The sequence below is a fragment of the Solimonas marina genome (genome assembly GCF_012241385.1).
Lineage (GTDB): Bacteria > Pseudomonadota > Gammaproteobacteria > Nevskiales > Nevskiaceae > Solimonas > Solimonas marina.
In genome coordinates, this window is sequence record NZ_JAAVXB010000001.1 from 421,805 (window position 1) to 443,191 (window position 21,387).

General features: G+C 66.6%; 16 protein-coding genes. 7 read left to right on the forward strand and 9 right to left on the reverse strand.

Translation table 11 applies throughout. The features are described from left to right. Positions 1-154: 154 nt before the first annotated feature. The 4 genes from G7Y82_RS01820 to waaA form a co-directional block, all read right to left on the reverse strand. Positions 155-1,138 carry a ligase-associated DNA damage response exonuclease gene (locus tag G7Y82_RS01820; RefSeq protein WP_168146280.1) on the reverse strand — a complete coding sequence of 328 codons (984 nt, stop codon included), beginning with the start codon at positions 1,136-1,138 and terminating at the stop codon, positions 155-157. A 25-nt stretch (positions 1,139-1,163) separates the two neighbouring features. Then, positions 1,164-1,607 carry a MarR family winged helix-turn-helix transcriptional regulator gene (locus G7Y82_RS01825; RefSeq protein WP_168146281.1) on the reverse strand — a complete coding sequence of 148 codons (444 nt, stop codon included), beginning with the start codon at positions 1,605-1,607 and terminating at the stop codon, positions 1,164-1,166. Positions 1,608-1,614: 7 nt separating this feature from the next. Continuing rightward, positions 1,615-2,517 (reverse strand): alpha/beta hydrolase family protein, encoded by a 903-nt coding sequence (locus G7Y82_RS01830; RefSeq protein WP_168146282.1) that lies wholly within the window; start codon positions 2,515-2,517, stop codon positions 1,615-1,617. A 90-nt stretch (positions 2,518-2,607) separates the two neighbouring features. Continuing rightward, a complete protein-coding gene (gene waaA / locus G7Y82_RS01835; RefSeq protein WP_168146283.1) occupies positions 2,608-3,867 on the reverse strand; it encodes a lipid IV(A) 3-deoxy-D-manno-octulosonic acid transferase in 1,260 nt (419 codons plus the stop codon). 75 nt (positions 3,868-3,942) lie between these two features. Between waaA and lpxL the strand changes: the two genes are divergently transcribed. From lpxL to G7Y82_RS01850, 3 genes are all read left to right on the forward strand, one after another. Beyond that, entirely contained in the window at positions 3,943-4,863 is a 921-nt protein-coding gene (gene lpxL, locus G7Y82_RS01840; protein WP_168146284.1) for an LpxL/LpxP family Kdo(2)-lipid IV(A) lauroyl/palmitoleoyl acyltransferase, read from the forward strand. Between the two features lie 82 nt (positions 4,864-4,945). Next, the gene (locus tag G7Y82_RS01845; RefSeq protein ID WP_168146285.1) at positions 4,946-5,959 is read left to right on the forward strand and encodes a L,D-transpeptidase Cds6 family protein; all 1,014 of its coding nucleotides are present in this window, start codon (positions 4,946-4,948) and stop codon (positions 5,957-5,959) included. Positions 5,960-6,068: 109 nt separating this feature from the next. Then, positions 6,069-7,229 carry a L,D-transpeptidase family protein gene (locus G7Y82_RS01850; RefSeq protein WP_168146286.1) on the forward strand — a complete coding sequence of 387 codons (1,161 nt, stop codon included), beginning with the start codon at positions 6,069-6,071 and terminating at the stop codon, positions 7,227-7,229. A 13-nt stretch (positions 7,230-7,242) separates the two neighbouring features. Here G7Y82_RS01850 and G7Y82_RS01855 read toward each other — a convergent pair whose 3' ends face one another. Genes G7Y82_RS01855 through G7Y82_RS01865 form a run of 3 tightly spaced genes read right to left on the reverse strand, consistent with a single transcriptional unit; the run spans position 7,243 to position 9,493 of the window. Continuing rightward, positions 7,243-8,181, reverse strand: coding sequence for a M14 family murein peptide amidase A (locus tag G7Y82_RS01855; RefSeq protein ID WP_366515590.1), 939 nt, complete (start codon positions 8,179-8,181; stop codon positions 7,243-7,245). Beyond that, complete coding sequence (locus G7Y82_RS01860; protein WP_168146287.1) at positions 8,168-8,821, reverse strand: thiol:disulfide interchange protein DsbA/DsbL; 654 nt, start codon at positions 8,819-8,821, stop codon at positions 8,168-8,170. The genes G7Y82_RS01855 and G7Y82_RS01860 overlap by 14 nt, the downstream gene beginning before the upstream one ends. 27 nt (positions 8,822-8,848) lie before the next feature. After that, positions 8,849-9,493, reverse strand: a complete 645-nt coding sequence (locus tag G7Y82_RS01865) for a c-type cytochrome (protein WP_168146288.1) — start codon at positions 9,491-9,493, stop codon at positions 8,849-8,851. 176 nt (positions 9,494-9,669) lie between these two features. On the opposite strand from G7Y82_RS01865, the gene yihA reads away from it, so the two are divergent. The 4 genes from yihA to G7Y82_RS01885 all read left to right on the forward strand — a co-directional run bounded on the left by yihA (position 9,670) and on the right by G7Y82_RS01885 (position 16,506). Beyond that, positions 9,670-10,323 (forward strand): ribosome biogenesis GTP-binding protein YihA/YsxC, encoded by a 654-nt coding sequence (gene yihA / locus G7Y82_RS01870; protein ID WP_168146289.1) that lies wholly within the window; start codon positions 9,670-9,672, stop codon positions 10,321-10,323. A gap of 431 nt (positions 10,324-10,754) precedes the next feature. After that, positions 10,755-12,311: an efflux transporter outer membrane subunit gene (locus G7Y82_RS01875; RefSeq protein WP_168146290.1), complete on the forward strand. Its 1,557-nt coding sequence runs from the start codon at positions 10,755-10,757 to the stop codon at positions 12,309-12,311. After that, on the forward strand, positions 12,308-13,408 hold the full coding sequence (locus G7Y82_RS01880) for an efflux RND transporter periplasmic adaptor subunit (RefSeq protein ID WP_168146291.1): 1,101 nt from the start codon (positions 12,308-12,310) through the stop codon (positions 13,406-13,408). Before G7Y82_RS01875 ends, G7Y82_RS01880 begins: the two co-directional genes overlap by 4 nt. Further along, on the forward strand, positions 13,405-16,506 hold the full coding sequence (locus tag G7Y82_RS01885; protein ID WP_168146292.1) for an efflux RND transporter permease subunit: 3,102 nt from the start codon (positions 13,405-13,407) through the stop codon (positions 16,504-16,506). Before G7Y82_RS01880 ends, G7Y82_RS01885 begins: the two co-directional genes overlap by 4 nt. Before the next feature lie 820 nt (positions 16,507-17,326). Here the strand turns inward: G7Y82_RS01885 and polA are convergent. Both polA and lysA read right to left on the reverse strand, forming a co-directional pair. Further along, a complete protein-coding gene (polA, locus tag G7Y82_RS01890; RefSeq protein ID WP_168146293.1) occupies positions 17,327-20,128 on the reverse strand; it encodes a DNA polymerase I in 2,802 nt (933 codons plus the stop codon). After that, positions 20,125-21,375 carry a diaminopimelate decarboxylase gene (gene lysA / locus G7Y82_RS01895; protein ID WP_168146294.1) on the reverse strand — a complete coding sequence of 417 codons (1,251 nt, stop codon included), beginning with the start codon at positions 21,373-21,375 and terminating at the stop codon, positions 20,125-20,127. Before lysA ends, polA begins: the two co-directional genes overlap by 4 nt. Positions 21,376-21,387: the final 12 nt, after the last annotated feature.

Below are 21,387 nucleotides of genomic sequence, written 5' to 3' on the forward strand. Positions count from 1 at the left end.
GTTGCGGCAATCGCGGTTCGCCCGCAGGCAAGGCTGCAGTGGCGGTACAGGCCGCCGCGGGGGCCTGTCGTGCGTAGACCGATACCGATGCACGAGTGCATCACATCCCGCCTTTCGTCTGCGCCAATCTGCGTAATCTGCGGTTCCGCTTTTGTCAGTGCGGTGTATCGATTGCATCGGCCTGCAGGCCGCGGGCGCGCAGGGTGTCGATGAGCACGCGGCTGTCGCCGTGCATGGCCAGCACGCGGCGGGCGCCGGTCTGCTCGATGGTGCGCAGCAGCGACGGCCAATCGGCGTGGTCCGACAGTGTGAAGCCGCGGTCGTACTTGGCGGCGCGGCCGTTGTCCGCCCCCATCCAGCCCGACGCGAAGCCGGTGCGGTAAGGCGCGAGCCGTCGCAGCCACGGTGTGCCGAACGCCTGTGGCGGCACCAGGATCAGGCTGCCGCGAAAATCGTAGCCGCCGCCGCATTCGTTGACGCCACGCGTCGGTAGCATCGCGATGCCCTCGCGTCGGTACAAGCCGACCAGCTTGGTCATGGTCTGATGCAGATAAACCGTCTCGTCGACGCCGACGTGGCGCATCAGTTCCGCCAACACGCGCTGCGTCTTGCCGAGCGCGTAGGTGAACAGGACGCTGGCGTGACCGGCGGCGCGATTGGCCATCCACCACTCGGCAATCTGTGCACTGGCGCTACCATCCGGCGGCCAGACGTATTGCGGTGATGCGAAAGTCGCCTCGGTGACGAACACGTTGCAGCGCTGCACGTCGAAGGGCGCACAGCTCGGATCGGCGTCGCGCTTGTAGTCGCCCGACACGACCCAGACTTCGCCACCGACTTCGATGCGGACCTGCGCCGAGCCGAGGATATGGCCGGCCGAGTGTAGCGACACGCGCGCGTCGCCGAGTTCGAAGACCTGCCCGTAGTCGTACGGCCTGACCTGCATGCCGGCGCCGAGCCGCTCTTTGAGCAGGCGATAGCCGGGCGTTGCCGTCCAGTAGCGCGCGCAGCCGTTCTTGACGTGATCACCGTGCGCATGGGTGACCACGGCGCGTGTCACACGCTTGTGCGGATCGATATAGAAATCGCCGGCCGGGCAGTACAGGCCCTCCGGTCGGGATACGACGAGTTCGGTCATCGGCGCGATGGTAGCGGCAAAGCGCTCACGACTCCCGCGGCGGCTCGAACTTGCCCTGCAGACTTCGCAGCCAACGCGCGACGACATCGATCTCCGCCGCGCTGAAGCCGTCCGTCAGCCGTGCATTGAGCGGCGCCAGTTCGGCATTGGCCGCCTGCAGCGCGGCGCGTCCGGCATCGGTCAGGTGCAGGCGCACGGCGCGCCCGTCCTTTGCATCGCGGCGCCGCTCCAGCAGGCCGATGCGCACCATGCGATCGGCCAGACCGGTCATCGCCGACGCCGCCAGATCGAGCGCCTGCGCCAGTTCGCCGATTGACGCGCCGTCCTGACGAGCCAGATAGAACAGCGCACCAGCCTGCGCCGACGACACCATGCCCTTGTCGGCGAGCCGTGCCTCGATCCAGCGATTGAGGCGGCGCTGGCCGACATTGAGCAGATAGACCAGGCGGCGATCGATGTCCTTCTTCATCGCCGCATTATGTCGCGGCGGCGCTCCTCGCCGGCAGCGGCGCCACCTGCAATTGCGCATCCAGCCACGCCAGCAGCTGCGGCCACAGCGTGTCGCTGAAGCGCTGGCGGAAGAACCCCATGTGGCCGATCGCCGGCGCGCCGACGTCGGCCGGCGCGATCTCGCGACGCTCGATCGCACAGTGCGTGAAGTGGCGGACCAGCGCACCGATCGCCCGCGGATTCGCCCACGGATCATCGGTAAAGCCGAGCACCAGCAGCGGCAGCCGCCGCGCCGCGAAACGTTCCTGCGCCCTTAGCGTCGGATCGTCGAAGAAATAGCCGGGCGACCGGCACCAGGCGATCCATTCGCGGGCGACGCCGGCCGGCAGGTCTTCGCCCAGCCCAAGCCGCCGCCACGGCAGGTAGCCGCAGGCACGCACCAGCAACGGTCCGAACTGCATCAGCATCGCGCGCACGCGCATGCGCTCGCCCCACCCGCGGATGCTGCCGATATAGCCGGCATGGCTGGCGATCAACGCCGCTGCCTGCAAGCTGTCGCTGGCCTCGCTGATGCCGAGCGCGTGACCGCCGACGCTGTGGCCGATCGCCAGCAGCGGCACGCCGGGAAAGCGCGCCGACAAGACCCGCGTCGCACCGGCGACGTCCTGTTCCATCCAGTCGCGCATGCGCGCGTCGAACCCCCGCAGCGACGGCGGCGCGGACCGACCGATACCGCGATAGTCGTAGGTCAATACCGCATGGCCGTGCGCAGCAAGAAAGCGCGCCAGCGGCAGATAGAGGCGTTCCGGCACGCCGGTCGCCGGATGGATCACGATCGCGGCGCGCGGTGGCGCCACCGGCGTCTGCAGGCTGCCGCTCAGCCGGTAACCGTCAGCGGCGGCAAATTCGAGGGTGGCTTCGGTCGACATAATGACGACTCCCAAAATTGTGGAGTCGGCAATTTATTTTGCATGCGAAATAAATACAAGCCAGCCGCCGCTCGGGGCATGGTTCACGATTCAAACTTCGCCGATCGCCGTCAGCAGTTTCTGCAGCGCGCCACGATTGGCGGCGACGACTGCACGACCAGCCACCCCGAGCGCGATGCGGCGCGCCGGATCGTCGAACAGTGCGCGCAGCGTCTCGGCCAGATTCGCTGCGTCGACGCCGACACCGCCCTGCGCGTCGAGCAGCAGGTCACGGGCCTGAATGAAGTTGTGCATCTGCGGCCCGAACAGCACCGGCAAACCGAGCGCCGCCGGCTCCAGTACGTTGTGACCGCCGACCGGCACCAGCGAGCCGCCGACAAAGGCGATATCGGCAGCCGCGAAGAACGCGAACATCTCGCCCATGCTGTCACCGAGCAGCACCTGTGCATCGATCGGCGCCGGACTGCCATCGAGCGCACCGAGCACACTGCGCCGCTGCAAGGTAAAGCGCTCGCGCTCGATCAGCCGCGCCACCGCATCGAAGCGCTGCGGATGGCGCGGCACCAGCAGCAGCACCGCATCGGCATGCGTCTGCAGCAACTGCCGATGTGCGCCCAGCAGCAGCTCGTCCTCGCCTTCGTGGGTGCTCGCCGCGACCCACACCGGCCGCTCGCCAAGCCGGCCGCGCAAGGCGCGGCCCAGCGCCACCTGCGCATCCGGCACGGCCTGATCGAACTTGATATTGCCCATGGTCACGACGCGCGCGGCGCCAAGCTGACGAAAGCGCTCGGCGTCGGCATCGCTTTGCGCGGCGATCTGTGCACAGTCGGCCAGCGTGCGCCGCGCGAAGCCCGGCACTCGCGAATAGCCGCGGAACGACCGCGGCGACAGCCGCGCGTTGACGATAAACAGCGGAATCTCGCGCGCCGCGGCCGCGCGCAGCAGATTCGGCCACAGTTCGGTTTCCATCACCACGATCTTTGCCGGCCGCACGCGGCGCATGAAGCGCGCGACCACATCCGGCAGGTCGTACGGCGCATAGGTGTGGACCACCGCCTCACCGAGCAGCGCCTGTACACGCTCGGAACCGGTCGGCGTCGTCGTCGTCACCCAGACATGGCGCTCGCCGTGGCGCGCGACCAATGCACGGATCATCGGCAATGCCGCCAGCGTCTCGCCGACCGAGACCGCATGCACCCAGACCGCCACCGGCGCCGGCGGCGGCGTCACGAAGCCGAAGCGCTCACCCCAGCGGCGCCGATAGGCCGGCAGCGCGCGGCTGCGCCACAGCAGGCGCAGCAACACGAACGGCGTCGCGAGATACAGCAACACGGTATAGAGGGCACGCATGGGCGCGAAGCCTACGTGAGCCCCCCGGCCGCTACAATTGCGCGCTCCAGTCCCAAGAACCGCCCGCCGACCCGCATGGCCGCGCCCCGGCTCGAAGCCCGTCATTTCTCTCCGCGCTACTGGCTGACCTGGCTCGGCATCGCCGCCGGCTGGACGCTGAGCTGGTTGCCGCTGTGGCTGCTGCGCGGCATCGGCGCCGGTCTCGGCGCGCTGGCCGGGCAGCTGCTGCGCAGCCGCCGCCGCGTGGTGCGCATCAATCTCGAGCTGTGCTTCCCGGAACTCGACGCGCGGGCGCGGACGCGGCGGGTCAACGCGCATTTCCGCGCGCTCGGCGCCGGCGTGTTCGAAACCGCGGTCGCCTGGTTCGCGCCGGACTGGCGCCTGCGGCGACGCTGCGAGGTGGTCGGACTCGAACATCTGGACGCCGCCCAGCAAGGCGGCCACGGCATCCTGCTGCTGACCGGCCACTACACGACGCTGGAGATCGGCGCGCGCTGTATCTGTCTGGCACAACGCCCGTTCCACGCGATGTACCGGCCGTACAACAACGCCGTACTCGACTATTTCATGCACCGCTGGCGCGAGGGCCGCTCCGGCCTGCCGGCACTGCCGCGTGACGATCTGCGCGGCCTGGTCCGCGCGCTGCGCGCCGGCCACGCGATCTGGTACGCGCCGGACCAGACCCTGGACAAGCGCATCAGCGTTTTCGCGCCGTTCTTCGGCGTACCAGTCGGTACCATCACCGCCACCGCGCGCCTCGCGCAGATGGGCCGCGCCAAGGTCGTGCCGTATTACCCGCAGCGCATCGGCGGCCGCTACCGCGTCACCTTCGGCCCGGCGCTCGAGAATTTCCCGAGCGGCGACGAACTGGCTGATGCCGCGCGTATCAATTCGGTGCTGGAAGCCGGCATCCGCGAGGTACCGGCCGAATACTTCTGGGTTCACCGCCGTTTCAAGCGTGTCCCGCCCGGCACGCCGAACCCCTACCGGAAGTAGGCCTATTCGCCCACTCAATCGGCGCCGACCGGCTGGTATAGTTGCCGGAGCCTAAACGAACCTTTCAAGAGGCCGTCTCTGCATGGATAGATTTCGCCACGCCGCCATGGCGGTTGCCGTCGCGGGCAGCTTCCTGCTGTCCGGCGCCGCGTTTGCCGCCACCAGCGTTGCACAGGATGCGCAGGCACTGATCGACAGCGGCAAGCCCGACGCCGCGCTGACCGAACTCAATGAGCACCTGAAGACCAATCCTCAGGATGCCGAGGCGCGGTTCACCAAGGGCATCGCCCTGGTCAAACTCAACCGCAGCCAGGACGCGATCCGTGTGTTCGCCGACCTGACCCGCGACTACCCGCAGCTGCCGGAGCCGTACAACAACCTGGCGGTGCTGTACGCCGCGCAGGGCGATTACGAAAAGGCGCGCGATGCCCTGCAAGCGGCGATCGCCAAGCATCCGGGTTATGCGACCGCGCACGAGAATCTCGGCGACATCTACGCCGCGCTGGCCACCGCCGCGTACAGCAAGGCGGCGTCGCTGGACACCGCCAACCAGGCCGTGCGGCGCAAGCTGGCGGTGCTGAACCAACTCGATACCGGCATCGCCGGGCCGTCCGGTGGCGTCAGCAGCCTGCCGGCCGCGCCAGCCGCGCCGGCGCCGATGCCAGCGGCGAAGACGTCGCCGGCCAGCGCACCGCCGCCGCCAGCCGCAGTGGCGCCGGGGCCGACCAAGCCCGCAACCCCGAGCGCACCGAGCCCGCGCGACAGCGCCGCGCTCGCCGCAGTGCAACAGTGGGCCAAGGCCTGGGCCAGCCAGGACGTCGATGTCTATCTGGGCATGTACGCGCCGGAGTTCCAGCCCGAGGGCGGCATCTCGCGCGACACCTGGGCGGCGCAGCGCCGCAACCGTGTCAGCACGCCCAAGCACATCGAAGTCGACGTCGTCGACCCGAAAGCGACCGACATCGAGGACGGCGCCGTGCAGGTGACGTTCAAGCAGAACTACAAGTCCGACGATTACTCGGACGCCGTCGACAAGGTGCTGGAACTGGTACCGGTCAACGGCAGCTGGAAGATTGTGCGCGAATACACCCGCTGAACGAGGCGCTGAGCGGGGGCGCTCGGCAGCACAGTCCGTTTTTTCGTCGTAGGTGGATGTCGACAACGCGTCGGCATCCACCGATCCTGTGGGGGATGCGGTCCGTTTGATGTCCTGGTTTTCGATCGCCCGGCCGGCTGCTCTGGCCGCCGGTCTCGCACTACTCAGCGCCGCGGCGGCGCCTGCGTCGCCTGAACAACGATTCGGCGCGATCGTCGATCTGTTGTCCGACGGCAAGACCAGCGATGCCCTGCATTCGCTGCAGTCGCTGACGGCCAGCGATCCCAACTTCGTGCTCGGCCGCCAGCTCTACGACGAGCTGCAGACACGCCTGGCCGACGCCAAGAACGATACGGACGGCGCGCAGCTCAAGCTGCTCGCGCGCGATGCACGCTTGCGCCTGGCCAGCGCCCAGGCCATCCCCAAGGTCGGCACCATGCCGAATTCGGTGTTGCAGCTGGCGAACAGCTTCAAGCACCTGATCGTCGTCGACCTGCCGCGCGCGCGGCTCTACGTGTTCGGCAATCACGACGGCAAGCTCGAGCTGCTGCATCACTACTACGCGGCAATGGGTAAGAACGGCTGGGGCAAGCAGGTCGCCGGCGACAACCGCACGCCGGTCGGCCTGTACCACGTCACCGGCTGGATTCCCGGCAAGCAGTTGCCGGCGTTCTATGGCGCTGGCGCGTTTCCGATCAACTATCCGAATCTCTGGGACCAGTTCAAACGGCGCACCGGTTACGGCATCTGGCTGCACGGCATGCCGACCGACACCGAGACGCGTGCGCCGCTGTCGAGCGAGGGCTGCGTAACCCTGGCCAATACTGATCTGATGGCGCTCAAGCCGTATATCGATCCGGGCCAGACGCCGGTGCTGCTCAGCGACGCGCTGAGCTGGGAAACGCCGACGCAGATGAAGCAGGACCGCGAGGCGTTCATGGGCCGGCTCGAGCGTTGGCGCCATGCCTGGTCGTCGCTCGACACCCAGGCCTACCTCGACTTCTACGCGCCGGACTTCACGACCGAGGGCATGAATCGCGCCGCGTTCGTACGCCACAAACAACGCGTCAATGCACTGAAAACGTCGATCAGCGTCAAGCTCGACGACATCAGCCTGTTCCGTTATCCGGGCAGCGACGGCGACGTGCTGCTCGCCGAATTCTCGCAGCACTACCGGTCGAGCAACTTCTCGCAGGACTCGCACAAGCAGCAGTTCTGGAAGCGCCAGGCCGACGGCAGCTGGAAGATCTTCCGCGAAGAAAACCGCTGACGCCGGCTCGACGCTATTCGGCGTCCCAGCTGACGTCGGGCAGACGCATGTACAGCGGCGCCGGCTTCTTCTCCGGCAGGTTCTGCTGCAGCCACGCCAGCATGTCACCCCAGATCCGCTGTGACTGCGCCGGCGTCGGCATGATGCCGGCGTGCGGCAGTTCCAGCGTGATCACCGGCAGATTCATATTGACGCCGGCGTAGTTACCGAGCGAGCCGGGATAGGTCCCGAGCAGATGCAGGCGCAGATAGCCGAACTGCTGCGGCGGATCGTGCGGGCCGTCGTAGTCGAGCACGCCGTACGGCGCATGCACCGAGACGATGGCATCCGGATGAAAGCTGCGGATCTGCTGCAACAGCCAGCGCGTCTCCGGCTCCGACAGGGCTGACGGCCCCGGGTAGCGACGCGGATCGCGACGCGTGCGGCCGATCCAGTAGGCCATCGCGTCGGCCTTCCAGTTCGGCGTCGGGAAATTGCGGTTCAGGTCGACGCCATGCGCGTTCATGCGCGTCGCCGGGTGCGACAGCAGGCCGTCGGGGTTGGCCGATGGAATCACGCGCCAGTAGAACGGCTGGAAGCGCTCGTGCTGCAAGCGCTGCATCCAGTCGAAGACCACGCTGACCGCCGAAAACTCGTCGCCGTGGATGCCGCCGAGCAACAGCACCCGATGCGGTACCGCGCGCCGCGAACGCGGCAGGTAGTCGCGATACATCAAGGGCTCGCCGCGCACCGACGCGCCGTCGCCGATCTTCAGGCCAGCATCGAGGCATTCATGAATCTCGACGCTGCCGAGGCGGCCACCGATGGATTCGCAAGCCTCGCGAACACCCGCCAGCGGCACCGCCGGCGCTGGGGCGTCGGCGGCGTTTGCGGGAATGGAGGCGGCAACAAAAAGCCCGGCGAGGAGCCGGGCGCGCAGCCATCGTGACGGCTGCGGGTTACTTGATGCCACGTTCCTTGCGGACCTTTTCGACGAGGAAGTTGATGGCGTCGATGGTGCGATCGAGCGAGCCGGTCATCGCCGGGCCCGTTTCGTATTTGCCGCCAACGACGACCGTCGGCACCGCATAGACGCCGTACTGGCGCGCCAGCGCCTCGGCATTGCGGACCTCGGATTCGACGACGAAGCCGTCGAAGGTGCCGGCGAACTTGTCCGGATCGACGCCGGCCTTTTCCTTGAACAGATCGGCGATCTGCGCTTCCGAAGTCAGCGGGATGTGGTCCCGGTGGATCGCGTCGAACAGCGCCTTGTGCATCACCGGAAACACGTCGAGCGCTTGTTCCGTGTAGTAGGCCTTCGAGTGCAGCACCGCCACCGCGTGGCCGAGCGTATTCGGATAGCGCACGAAATTGACGTCCGCCGGCTTCTTCTGTTCCCAGTCACGCAGGTACGGATCGAAGGCATAGCAATGCGGGCAGCCGTACCAGAAGAACTCGGCAACCTCGACACGCTTCGGATCAGCCGGCTGGCTGGCCTCGCGCACGAGCTTGTAGTCCTTGCCGTCGACGAACGCCGGCTTGTCGGCGGCCGAGCAGGCCATCGCACTCAAAGACAGCACCAGCAGCAGCAGGCCACGGAACAGATGACGCATAAATAAACGAATCCCTTGAAGCGGTCGCTACTGCAGACCGTTGACGTAAGAGGCCAGTGCCTCGATTTCCTGATCGCTCAGCTTGCTAGCGACCGTCGCCATGATCTTGTAGTTCCCGTCCGGCAGATCGCCCTGTGCCGCTTCGCGATAGGCCTTGAGGCGCGCGGCAACGTAATCGGCGTGCTGGCCGCCGATGCGCGGGAACGCCGCCGGCGACACGCCGGCACCGCTCGGGCCGTGACACGCTGCGCAGGCCGGCAGGCCGCGCGACGCATCACCGCCACGGTAGATCGGCTGCGCGACGGCCACCGCATCCTTGCTGGCGACGCCCGGCGACGCTGGCTGCGCGGCGAAGTAGGCAGCCAGATTGGCCATGTCCTCGTCGCTCAGCGCGGCCGCCTGCGGCTGCATCAGCGGATTCTGCCGTTCACCCTTCTTGAAGCGCTGCAGCTGCTCGACGATGTAGTGCGAACTCTGTCCGGCCAGCTTCGGCCACTGCGGATTCGAACTGTTGCCGCCGGGACCGTGGCAGGCGCTGCAGACGGCGGCCTTGGCCGCACCAGCCTCGACGCTGCCGTGGGTGTACGGATCGATCTGGGCCGTCTCCTCGGCGGCCGAGACCGACAGGGGGGCTGCTACGCACAGAAAGGCGGCGATCAGAACGCGCTTCATGCGAAAACTCCCTATTGGCGTGTCGCGCACGCTGCTTGTGTGCTGCAGCTTTGGCGCAAAATGAAGAAGATATAGCCAGCCGGATTCTACGGGGCTGCGCTGCGGATTTCACGTACAGCCCTGAATCGACTTCCATTCGCCGCTATGCTCGCGGCCCTTTTTCGGCCCTCAGTCCCATGCCCGTCGACCGTAACCGCTCCACTCCCACCGCCGGTGATCGCGGCGCCGCCAACCCGTTCGCTGGCGCGACCTTCGTGCTGTCGTGCGCGAAGCTGGCCCAGTTGCCGGCCGACGGCCTGCCGGAAATCGCCTTCGCCGGCCGCTCCAACGCCGGCAAGTCGAGCGCAATGAACGTGCTCTGCGGGCAGAAGCAGCTGGCCCGCGTCAGCAAGACGCCCGGCCGCACACAGCTGATCAATATGTTCGACGTGCCGGGCGGACGCTTTGCCGACTTGCCGGGCTATGGCTTCGCCAAGGTGCCGAAGGACATCAGCCGCGCCTGGGGACAGCTGATCGGCGACTATCTGCAGGGCCGCGCCAACCTGCGCGGCATCGTGCAGATCATGGACATCCGCCATCCGCTGACCGACTTCGACGTGCAGATGCTGGAGTGGTCGGCGCATCGCGGGCTGCGCTGCCTGGTGCTGCTGACCAAGGCCGACAAGCTGCGCTTCGGAGCCGCCAAGAACACGCTGCTGAAAGTGCAGCGCGCACTCGGCGAATTGCCGGACGTCCAGGTCCAGCTGTTCTCGTCGACGTCGCGACTCGGGCTCGACGATGCGCGGCAGACCCTGCACGACTGGCTGGTCGCCAGCGCCCCGGTCGACTGAACTGCGGGGCACCACGCAGCCGCGGCCGGGGGGTGTGCTTTGTCATCTGGCCGTGACGGCGGTTCGCGGCCGACAATGACGTCGCACCAGGGGGCAACGGTCGTGGTCGACCGCGTTCGGCGCCTGCGGCCGGCGACGGGACGACACTGAGGGAAACCCCCTGGTTGTTGCGTTGTCGAGTGGGCGGCACTCTGCTCGTCGTATAAACCTGAACAGCGCCTGACGCATCTCATCAAGGTCTGCGCTTTTTCGCGAAGGTGTGGCGACATTCGCCAACCCGCTGTATCGCCGGCGAAGGGGGTCGTCGCGCAAGTGTCTAAAAATACTAAATAAATCGTGATGGCACGAAGCGGCATCGCTCGTGCTCACAGACACATCCGAATGCATCGCTGGATGCATCCAAACCATGGATCGGAATCACATCAACACGCATGAAAACCTGCACCCGACGTTATAGCCGGTTGCTGCCGATGGCCTCGCTGGCACTGCTCAGCGCCTGCGCTGTCGGCCCCGACTATCGCCCGCCGACGCCCACCGTCAGCGGCGTGCCCCAGAGCTGGCACGCACGCCTGCCGCACGATGGCGAGATCAGCGAACTCGCACAGTGGTGGAAGCAGTTCGACGACCCGCTGCTGACCGAGCTGGTCGAAACCGCGGAAACCCACCACCCGAGCATCGATCAGGCGCTGGGCGCGGTACGCGAGGCACGCGCGGCGGTGATGTCGTCGCGCGGTGGGCTGTTTCCGCAGCTCAATGCCAACGGCACGATGACGCGCAGCTCCGGCGGCAGCGATACCTCCGGGACCGAATCGCAGCCGTTTACGCTGTTCAACGGTTCGCTCGACGCCAGCTGGGAAATCGACCTGTTCGGCGGCGCACGGCGCGGCCTCGAAGCCAGCCAGGCGCGCCTGCAAGCGGCGCAGGACAACTGGGACGAGGCGCGCGTGACGCTCGCCGCCGAAGTCGCCGACGCCTACGTCGAGCGCCGCTACTGCGAGCGCCTGCTGGCGCTGTATCAGGACACCCTGAAGTCGCGCGAGGAGACCGAGCGACTGACGACGCTGAAGCTCAAGGCCGGCTTCGTCGCGCCGGCCGACGAGGCGCAGGCCAAGGGCGCGCGCTACGACAGCGAAAACCAGCTGATCGCCCAGGAAGGGGTTTGCCAGCAGGACCTCAACCGCCTCGCGCAGCTGACCGCGATGCCGGCCGGCGCGCTGGAAAAGCGGCTGGCAGCGACGCCGGATGCCGGCGCCCAGGCCGCCGCCGTGCCGGCCGACAAGGCCTATCGCAGCGGCATTCCGGTGCCGCTGCATCCGGCCGTGCCATCGGTGCCAGCGGCGATCCTGTCGCAACGCCCGGACCTGATGGCGGCCGAGCGCGACCTGGCCGCGGCCAGTGCCAATATCGGCGTCGCCGTCGCCAGTCGCCTGCCGTCGCTGAGCCTCGGCGGCTCGATCGGCATCAATCATCTGGCACACGCCGGCAATGACGTGCGCAGCTGGTCGTTCGCGCCGCAGATCAGTCTGCCGATCTTCGAAGGCGGCGCCGGCCGCGCTCGCGTCGAGACCGCACGCGCGCAATACGACCAGGCACTGGCGCAATATCGTGGCGACGTGCTGGTGGCGGTGCAGGAAGTCGAGGATGCGCTGACCCGCGTCGACGCATCGGTGCGTCGCGCCGGCGCCGCGCGCGAATCGGAGCGCAACTACAGCGCGCTGCTGACCTCGCAGGAAAACCGCTACAAGCTCGGCGAAACCTCGCTGCTCGAACTCGAGGATTCGCGACGCCTGGCACTGAGCAGCCGCCAGCAGCTGGCCGCGGTGCAGCTGGAAATCAGCCAGTCGTGGATCGCGCTGTACAAGGCGGCCGGCGGCGGCTGGAACGATCCGGCACGCGCCGCGGCCCCCAGACCGAACCCCGTTTCCCAATCCCAGGCACCGGCCGCTGCGGCCGTCGCCACGAAACCGACTGCAGGAGCCGGCGCATGAGCCTGGTCTTTACCCCGTCCCGTATCCGCCTGGCGCTAGGCGCCGGCCTCGCCGCCGCGCTGATCCTGAGCACCGCCGGCTGCAAAAAGAAAGCCGCCGAACCGGATCAGCCGAAGCCGGTGATGGCCGTCGAGGTCGTTTCACCGCAGTCGCACGAGTGGTCGCAGCGCCTCGAAGCCAGCGGCAATGTGCAGCCGTGGCAGGAAGCCGTGATCGGCGCCGAGGTCGGCGGCATTCGCATCACCGACGTCAAGGTCAATGTCGGCGACGTCGTCAAGAAGGGCGACGTGCTGGCGACGCTGGACCCGGACACGCTGCGCGCGACACTGGCGCAGCGCGATGCCGAAGTTGCGCAGGCGATCGCCAATTTCGCCAAGGCCAAGGCCGATGCGGAGCGCGCCGAGCAGCTCGACAAGACCGGCTCGATCAGCCAGCAGGACATCCTGCAGTACCGCACCGCCGCCTCGACCGCCGAAGCACAGCTGAAGCTGGCGCGCGCACAGAGCGACGTCGCCGATCTGCAGCTGCGCTATGCCCGCGTGGTGGCACCGGACGACGGCGTGATTTCGGCGCGTTCGGCCACGGTTGGCGCGGTGGTGTCGGCCGGCACCGAGCTGTTCCGCCTGATCCGCGACCAGCGCCTCGAATGGCGCGCCGAAGTGCCGGGCGACTTGCTGGGCCCGCTGCAGGTGGGCATGCACGCCGAGCTGCGCAAGCCGGAGAGCACGACCATCGTCGAGGGCAAGATCCGCCAGCTGGCACCGACCGTCGATCTGCAGACGCGCAACGCGCTGGTCTACGTCGACCTGCCGAAGGACGCCGGACTGCGCGCCGGCCAGTACGTCGAAGGCTGGTTCGAGCTTGGCAAGCAGGCAGTGCTCAGCGTGCCCGAATCGGCGATCGTACTGCGCGACGGTCACGACTATGTGATGACACTCGACGACAAGAACGTCGCGCACGAACTGAAGGTCACGACCGGCGATCGGCATGGTGACGATATCGCCGTCAGCGGTGATCTGACGACCAAGACCCGCGTCGTCAAATCCGGCGGCAGCTTCATCGGCGACGGCGATCTGGTCAGCGTGGAGGCGAAATGAACGTCAATTTCTCGGCCTGGTCGATCCATCGACCGACGCCGGCCATCCTGCTGTTCGTGCTCGCCACGGTGGCCGGTTTCTTCGGCTTTCGCGCGCTGCAGATCGCCAACATGCCGGACTTCGATTTCCCCGGCGTGATCGTCGACGTGCAGCTGCCCGGCGCGACGCCGACCCAGCTCGAAACCGAAGTCACGCGCAAGATCGAGGACGCCACCGCCAACATTCCTGGCGCGCGCCATGTGACGTCGACGGTGTCGGACGGTTTCTCCGAAACCTTCATCGAATTCGAGATCGGCAAGAACGTCCAGGAAGCGCTCGACGACGTGCGCGACGCGGTCACCGGCGTGCGCTCGGCGCTGCCGGCCGACATTCTCGAGCCGACCATCCACCGCGTCACGACCAACGGCGGTTCGATCGCGACCTATGCGATCTCGGCCGACAACATGGACGAGACCGACCTGTCGTGGTTCGTCGACAACATCGTCAGCAAGGCGATCATGCCGATCAGCGGCGTCGGCAAGGTCTCGCGCTTCGGCGGCGTAACCCGCGAGGTGCGCATCGAGCTGCAGCCCGACCGGCTTCAGGCCTTCGGCGTCACAGCCGGCGAGATCTCGCGCCAGATCAACAGCATGCAGCAGCAAGCACCGGGCGGTCGCGGCGACGTCGGCGGCCTCGAACAGGCGGTGCGCACCACCGGTCTGGTGCAAGACGCACAGGACCTCGCCAACCTCAGCATCCCGCTGTCGGACGGCCGGCGCATCCGCCTCGGCCAGGTCGCCAAGGTGCTCGATACCAATGCTGAGCCGCGTCAGGCGGCGACGCTGGACGGCAAGCCGGTGATCTCACTGCGTGCGTATCGCGCCAACGGCGCGGCCGAGGCCGAGGTGGCGACCGCAATCGTGGCCGAGGTCGACAAGCTCGCCAAGCAGTATCCGCATGTCCATTTCGAGAAGATCTACACGACGGTCGGACCGATCGAGCACCAGTACCACGCCTCGATGCAGGCGCTGCTCGAAGGCGCGATCCTCGCCGTCGTCGTGGTCTGGATCTTCCTGCGTGACTGGCGCGCGACGCTGATTTCGGCGATCGCCCTGCCGCTGTCGGTGATTCCGACCTTCGCGTTCATTCACTGGGCCGGCTACACGCTCAACACCATCACCTTGCTGGCGCTGACGCTGGTGATCGGCATTCTCGTCGACGACGCGATCGTCGAGGTCGAGAACATCATGCGCCACCTGCGCATGGGCAAGACGCCAAAGCAGGCGGCACTCGAAGCGGCCGACGAGATCGGCCTGGCGGTGATCGCGACGTCGCTGACGCTGGTTTCGGTGTTCCTGCCGGTGGCGCTGATGCCGGGCATCTCCGGCCTGGTGTTCAAGCAGTTCGGCTGGACCGCGTCGATCGCGATCCTCGCCTCGCTGGTCGTGGCGCGCCTGCTGACGCCGATGATGGCGGCCTACCTGCTGAACCCCAACCTCAAGCAGGAAGAGCACGGCGACGGGCCGGTGATGCGCTTCTACATGAAGACCGTGCGCACCTGCCTGCGCCATCCGTGGCTGACCTGCATCGGCGCCGCGGTGTTCTTCGTGGTCTCGATCATGATGGTCACCGCACTGCCGTCGACCTTCCTCAATTCGAGCGACGATGCGCTGACGCTGGTGACGATCGAAGCACCGCCCGGCTCGACACTCGACGAGACGCTGGCGATCAACGCGGCCGCCTACAAGCGGCTCAAGGACATCCCCGAGATCGTCCACGTCTACACCATCATCGGCAACGGCATCGAGTCCGGCAGCACGATTTCCAGTGGCGGCAGCGTCACCACCGCCACGCTGCTGATCCCGCTGACACCGCAGAAGGACCGCAAGCGCACGCAACAGCAAATCGAGAAGGAGATCGACAAGCGCCTGTCGACGCTGCCGGGCGCGCGCGTCACCGTCGGCGGCAACGGCAACGGCCGCCAGCTGACGGTGCAGCTGACCAGCGAAGACCCGCAGATCCTGCAGGCCACCGCCGACAACGTACTGCGCGAGATCCGCACGCTGCGCGGACTCGGCGGCGCGACGTCGTCGGCCAACCTGCTGCGCCCGGAAATCGTCATCCGCCCGGACTTCGCACGGGCCGCCGAGTTGGGCGTCACCGCCGAAGCGATCGGCGACGCCGTGCGCATCGCCACGTCCGGCGACTACGACGTGATCCTGCCGAAGCTGAACCTGCCGGAACGTCAGCTCTACATCCGCACCATGCTCGATCCGGCGTCGCGCACCGACCTCGATACCATCCGCCAGCTGCGCGTGGCGTCGATTCGTGGTCCGGTGCCACTCGGCAACGTCGCCAACGTCAGCATCCAGGGCGGCCCGGCGCAGATCGACCGCTATGATCGCGCGCGCAACGTGACGCTGACCGTCAACCTGCAAGGCAAGCCGCTCGGCGAGGTCAACAAGGAGATCGAAGCGCTGCCGGCGATGAAGCATCTGCCGCCGCAGGTGCGGCGCGGCGAAGGCGGCGATGTCGAGTTCATGAACGACCTGTTCGGCAACTTCGCGGTGGCGATGCTGACCGGCATCTTCTGCGTCTATGCGGTCATGGTCCTGTTGTTCCATGACTTCTTCCAGCCGTTCACGGTGCTGGCGGCGCTGCCGTTGGCAGCCGGCGGCGCACTGGGCGCACTGCTGTTGTTCGGCATGAGTCTGTCGCTGGCGTCGCTGATCGGCCTGCTGATGCTGATCGGCATCGTCAGCAAGAACTCCATCCTGCTCGTCGAATACGCGATCGCTGCCCGCGATCACCGTGGCCTGTCGCGCCTCGATGCGATCCTCGACGCCTGCCACAAGCGCGCGCGACCGATCGTCATGACCACGGTAGCGATGGTCGCCGGCATGCTGCCGATGGCACTGGACCTGAGCGGTGCCGATTCCGGCTTTCGCGCGCCGATGGCGACGACCGTGATCGGTGGCCTGATCACTTCAACGGTGCTGAGTCTGGTGGTTGTGCCGGTCGTTTATGAGATCGTCGACAACACCGAGAACGCGCTCGGCCGACTGTTCCGGCGCCGGCGCAAGGCAGCGCCCGACGTCGCGCTGCCGTCCGGTTCCTGACGGCAAGCCCGAAGCCCCCGGCGCTCGCGCCGGGGGCTTTTTTGTTGTCGGGCCGTGCCGCTCGATGCCGGACGTCTCACTCGTCTGCGGCTCGGCGCGAACGCTCGTGCAGGATGAAAGCCTGCAGTCGTGCAATACACGGCAGGCGTTGTCATAATGGCGCGGACATAAAAAAACCCGATGACTTGGGGAGAGCCATCGGGCCACGCTTTCCGGCTTGGGGAGTGCCGGACCCGCCCAGGGAGTGGAGGCGGGGGAGTGGGACAGGGAGTTTCGCCACTCGCACTACTTAGTGCGCACAAGTGCGGGCGAAGTTCACTGCTGCGCAAAAATTTTAATTCCTTCCAAATCAATAACATCCAGCTTGATTGCCCATTTGGCGGATTTTTTGTGGGTCTTGTTTCGCGCCTGGGATGCGAACGACGACACGGCAGGCCGCCGGCGCGTCCTTAGATCGGCGCGGCGGGCGCAGGCCTCAACAGGACAGGACGCGGCGCTGCCGATATCGCCACTGGCGCTCGGCGCAAAGCGGACCGCCAAACGCCGGACATAAAAAAAAACCCGGTGACTTGGGGGAGAGTCACCGGGCCACGCTTTCCGGCCATTGGGGGATGCCGGACCCGCCCAGGGAGTGGAGGCGGGGAGTGGGACAGGGAGAATCGCCACTCGAAGACTTAGATGCGGCTGCCGGAGCGAAGTTCAATAGGGGCTTCGCCATGTCGTTTTGCAGTGCCGCAATGCTCCAAAAACCACCAGTAATATCAGTCACTTGAAAAAACTGACATTTCAGTCAGGAAGCGACTTTCAAACTAAATTTCCTTCAGCTTCCGCTGCTTGCGTGTCCGGAGCCGGAATGCGCGGAATCCCATTCGGAACCGAAACCGAAATCAGCCACCAACGGCACCTCGAGCGCGGCAACGCGGACCATGCGATCGGCGATCACCGGCGCCATCTCGCGCAGCTTCGCGTCCGGACCTTCGAACACCAGCTCGTCATGGACCTGCATGATCATGCGGATGTCCGGCGCCTCGCGATGCAGGAACACGGCGACGTCGATCATCGCCAGCTTGATCAGGTCGGCCGCCGTGCCCTGCAGCGGCGCGTTGATCGCGGTGCGCTCGGCGTACTGGCGCAGCGCGGCATTGCGCGCGGTGATGTTCGGCAGATACAGGCGGCGGCCGAACAGGGTTTCGACATAACCGGTCTCGCGTGCATTGACGCGGGTGACGTCCATGAAGTGCTTGACGCCCGGGTAGCGGCCGAAGAAACGGTCGATATAGTCCTGCGCCTCGCCGCGCGGTATGCCGAGCTGGCGCGCCAGACCGAACGCCGACATGCCGTAGATCAGGCCGAAGTTGATCGCCTTGGCGGCGCGGCGCTGATCGGCCGTTACCGCATCGAGCGCTTCGCCGAAGACTTCGGCGGCCGTGGCCTGATGAATATCGAGACCGTCGCGGAACGCCGACTGCAGTCGCGGATCGCCGGAAAAATGCGCCATCAGGCGCAGCTCGATCTGCGAGTAGTCGATCGCGGCCAGCGAGTTGCCGGGCTCGGCAATGAAAGCCTGACGGATGCGCCGGCCTTCCGCATTGCGCACCGGAATGTTCTGCAGGTTGGGATCGGACGAGGACAGACGCCCGGTCGCGGCAACCGCCTGGTGATAGGAGGTGTGCACGCGGCCCGTATACGGATTGACCGCCAGCGGCAGTTGCTCGGTGTACGTCGAGCGCAGCTTCTGCAGCGCCCGCCAGTCGAGGATGATGCGCGGCAGCGGATGCGTCGCCGCCAGTTCTTCGAGCACGTCTTCGGCAGTCGACGGCTCGCCCTTCGGCGTCTTGCCGAGCACCGGCAGCTTGAGCTGCTCATAAAGAATCTGGCCGAGCTGCTTCGGCGAACCGAGATTGAATTCGGTGCCGGCCTCGCGGAACGCATCCTGCTGCAACGCCCCGGTGCGCTCGAGCAGTTCCTGCGAAATCTTGCCGAGCAGCGGCACGTCGAGTTTGACGCCGTTGCGCTCGACTTCGGCGAGCACCGGCACCAGCGGCATTTCGATCGTCTCGTAGACCTTTTTCAGCGTCGCGTCGGCGGCCAGGCGCGGATACAGCACCTGGTGCAGACGCAGCGTGATGTCGGCGTCCTCGGCCGAGTAGTCGGCGGCCTTGTCGAGCGCGATCTGGTTGAAGGTCAGTTGGTTCTTGCCCTTGCCGGCGATGTCGGTGAAGGCAATGGTCTTGTGACCGAGATGCTTCTCGGCCAGCGTGTCCATGTCGTGACGATTGCCGGCCGCATCGAGCACATAGCTCTGCAGCATGGTGTCGTGCACGACGCCGGCCAGCATGATGCCGTGCCGCGCGAAGACGTTGATGTCGTACTTGAGGTTCTGCCCGACCTTGGGCTTGTCGGCGTCTTCGAGCAGCGGCTTGAGCTGCGCCAGCACCGTGTCGCGCGGCAACTGCTCGGGTACGCCGAGATAGTCGTGGCCGATCGGCACGTACCAGCCGGCACCGGCATCGACGGCGAACGCAATGCCGACGAGGTTGGCGCGATTGGCTTCGAGGCTGTCGGTCTCGGTGTCGACGCAAATCAGCCCGGCGGCGTTCAAGGCCCTGAGCATCGCCGCAAAGCTTTCGTCGTCGACGACCAGCGTTGCCGCGGTCGCCTGCTGCGGCGGCACTTCGGCCGCTTCGGGCTCGACGGCCGGTGCGGCTTCGGCAGCGGGCGCCGCGGCGGCGCTTGGCGCCGGCGCATCACCCTGCCCGCCGGCCTGGCGCTGCAACTCGTCGACCCAGCGGCTGAAGCCGAGCCGCGTGTACAGCGCGGTCAGCTTGGCCGGGTCCGGCTGACGCGGCTTGAGCTCGTCGACCCCCACCGGCAACTGCAAATCGCAGCGGATGGTCGCCAGCTCGCGTGACAACGGCAGCTGATCGAGATGTGCGCGCAGCTTCTCGCCGATCTTGCCCTTGACCTTGTCGGCATTGGCGATGACGTCGTCCAGCGTGCCGTATTCATTGAGCCATTTGGCGGCAGTCTTCGGACCGACACCGGGAATGCCGGGAATGTTGTCGACGCTGTCGCCCATCAGTGCCAGGTAGTCGACGATGCGTTCCGGCGGCACGCCGAAGCGCTCGATGACGCCGTCGCGATCCATCAACCGGTCTTTCATCGTGTCGAGCAGCTGCACGCCGTCGACCACCAGCTGCGCCATGTCTTTGTCGCCGGTCACGATCAGCACGCGTTGCCCGCGCGCTGCCGCCTGCTGCGCCAGGCAGCCGATCACGTCATCGGCTTCGACGCCCGGCTCGGCGATCACCGGCAGACCCATGCCCTCGAGCATTTCGATGATGGCCGGATATTGCGCCGACAGCTCCGGCGGCGTTTCGTCGCGGTTGGCCTTGTACTCCGCGTACAGCTCGTGGCGGAAGTTGGTGCCCGGCGCATCGAAGATCACGGCGATCTCTTCGGGCGCATAGTCCTTGAACAAACGCCGCAACATGTTGCCCATGCCGTAGACCGCGCCGGTCGGCTCGCCCTTGGCGTTCGACAGCGGCGGCAGCGCGAAGAACGCGCGGAACAACCACGACGAACCATCGACCAGCAGCAGCGGAGCGTATTCCCGCGTCACGGCAGCAGGGTCTCGCCGCGGACCAGATCGTCGAAGGTCTCGCGGGCGCGGATCAGGGTTTCGGCATCGCCGTCGACCATCACTTCGGCGGCGCGCGGCCGCGAGTTGTAATTCGACGCCATCGTGAAGCCGTAGGCGCCGGCGGTGCGCACCGCCAGCAGATCGTCCGTGGCTATCGCCAGCGCCCGGTCCTTGCCGATCCAGTCGCCGGTTTCGCAGATCGGCCCGACGATGTCATAGGTCTGCGTTTCGCGCCCTTCGCCTTGCTGCACGACCGGCACGATGTCCATCCAGGCCTGATACAGCGTCGGCCGGATCAGGTCGTTCATCGCCGCATCGACGATCGCAAAGCGCTTGTCCTCGCCGCCCTTGATGCCGAGTACGCGCGTCACCAGGATGCCGGCGTTGCCGGCGATCGCCCGGCCCGGTTCGGTCAACACGCGCACCGGCAGGCCTTCGAACTTGGGCTTGATCGCCGCCGCCCAGTCGGCCGGCGCGATCGGCTTTTCGTCGTGATAGCGCACGCCGAGACCGCCGCCGACGTCGATGTGCCGCATCGTGATCCCGGCGTCGGCAAGACGCCGTACCAGCGCCAGCACGCGATCCAGCGCATCGAGAAACGGTGACACCTCTAGCAGTTGCGAGCCGATGTGGCTGGCAATGCCGAGGATCTCGATACCCGACATGCGCGCCGCACGCAGATAGAGCTGCTCGGCGGTGGCGATGTCGACGCCGAACTTGTTGTTCTTCAACCCGGTCGAGATGTACGGATGGGTCTTGGCGTCGACGTCCGGATTGACGCGCAGCGCGATGCTGGCGCGCTTGCCCATCAGTCGCGCGGTGACGTCGATCAGCTCCAGTTCGTACTCGGACTCGACGTTGAAGCAATAGATACCCGACTCGAGCGCGAAGCGAATCTCGTCCTCGGACTTGCCGACCCCGGAGAACACCACGCGATCGGCGCGACCGCCGGCCTTCAGCACGCGCTGCAGCTCGCCACCGGAGACAATGTCGAAGCCAGCGCCCAGCCGCGCCAGGGTTTGCAGCACGGCGAGGTTGGAGTTCGCCTTCACCGCGTAGCAAACCATGTGCTCCAGACCGGCCAGCGCGTCGTCGAACGCGCGGAAGTGGCGCTCCAGTGTCGCGCGCGAATAAACGTAGAGCGGGGTGCCGTGGCGCTCGGCGAGGCGCAGCACGGATACGTCTTCGGCGTACATTTCGCCGTTGCGGAATTCGAAGTAGTCCACGCGTAGAACTCT

Coding starts and splice junctions, on each gene's coding strand:
- G7Y82_RS01820 (WP_168146280.1), bottom strand. CDS start 1,138: ATGACCGAACTCGTCGTATCCCGACCGGAGGGCCTGTACTGCCCGGCC.
- G7Y82_RS01825 (WP_168146281.1), bottom strand. CDS start 1,607: ATGAAGAAGGACATCGATCGCCGCCTGGTCTATCTGCTCAATGTCGGC.
- G7Y82_RS01830 (WP_168146282.1), bottom strand. CDS start 2,517: ATGTCGACCGAAGCCACCCTCGAATTTGCCGCCGCTGACGGTTACCGG.
- waaA (WP_168146283.1), bottom strand. CDS start 3,867: ATGCGTGCCCTCTATACCGTGTTGCTGTATCTCGCGACGCCGTTCGTG.
- lpxL (WP_168146284.1), top strand. CDS start 3,943: ATGGCCGCGCCCCGGCTCGAAGCCCGTCATTTCTCTCCGCGCTACTGG.
- G7Y82_RS01845 (WP_168146285.1), top strand. CDS start 4,946: ATGGATAGATTTCGCCACGCCGCCATGGCGGTTGCCGTCGCGGGCAGC.
- G7Y82_RS01850 (WP_168146286.1), top strand. CDS start 6,069: ATGTCCTGGTTTTCGATCGCCCGGCCGGCTGCTCTGGCCGCCGGTCTC.
- G7Y82_RS01860 (WP_168146287.1), bottom strand. CDS start 8,821: ATGCGTCATCTGTTCCGTGGCCTGCTGCTGCTGGTGCTGTCTTTGAGT.
- G7Y82_RS01865 (WP_168146288.1), bottom strand. CDS start 9,493: ATGAAGCGCGTTCTGATCGCCGCCTTTCTGTGCGTAGCAGCCCCCCTG.
- yihA (WP_168146289.1), top strand. CDS start 9,670: ATGCCCGTCGACCGTAACCGCTCCACTCCCACCGCCGGTGATCGCGGC.
- G7Y82_RS01875 (WP_168146290.1), top strand. CDS start 10,755: ATGAAAACCTGCACCCGACGTTATAGCCGGTTGCTGCCGATGGCCTCG.
- G7Y82_RS01880 (WP_168146291.1), top strand. CDS start 12,308: ATGAGCCTGGTCTTTACCCCGTCCCGTATCCGCCTGGCGCTAGGCGCC.
- G7Y82_RS01885 (WP_168146292.1), top strand. CDS start 13,405: ATGAACGTCAATTTCTCGGCCTGGTCGATCCATCGACCGACGCCGGCC.